Here is a 302-nt window from a genome sequence, read left to right as displayed (position 1 = left end):
CAGGCCAGCTTGCTCGACGACCTGATTGAGACCGACCTGGCCGCCATCGAAGCAGAGCTTGAAATCCTGGCACCAAAACCTGCGCAATTAGTAGCCCGCCAGCAACCCAAGCGCACTGCGTTGCCTGCCGAGTTTCCGCGCACGCTGATTCATCACGAACCTGAAAACACCCAGTGCCAATGCGGCTGCGCCCTCAAGCGCATCGGCGAAGACGTCAGCGAAAAGCTCGACTACACGCCAGGCGTGTTCAGCGTTGAACGGCATATTCGTGGCAAATGGGTCTGTGACAACTGCGAAACCTT

The 302-nt window shown here is 57.9% G+C and carries 1 protein-coding gene; it reads left to right on the top strand.

Translation table 11 applies throughout. From position 1 onward, the window contains the following. A partial coding sequence (locus tag GHO41_RS30855) for an IS66 family transposase zinc-finger binding domain-containing protein (protein WP_178126638.1) occupies positions 1-302 on the top strand: 302 nt, incomplete at both ends.

Source organism: Pseudomonas sp. FSL R10-0399 (genome assembly GCF_009600165.1).
In the GTDB taxonomy this organism is placed as follows: Bacteria; Pseudomonadota; Gammaproteobacteria; order Pseudomonadales; family Pseudomonadaceae; genus Aquipseudomonas; species Aquipseudomonas helleri.
This window is presented reverse-complemented; position numbering and strand designations above follow the sequence as displayed.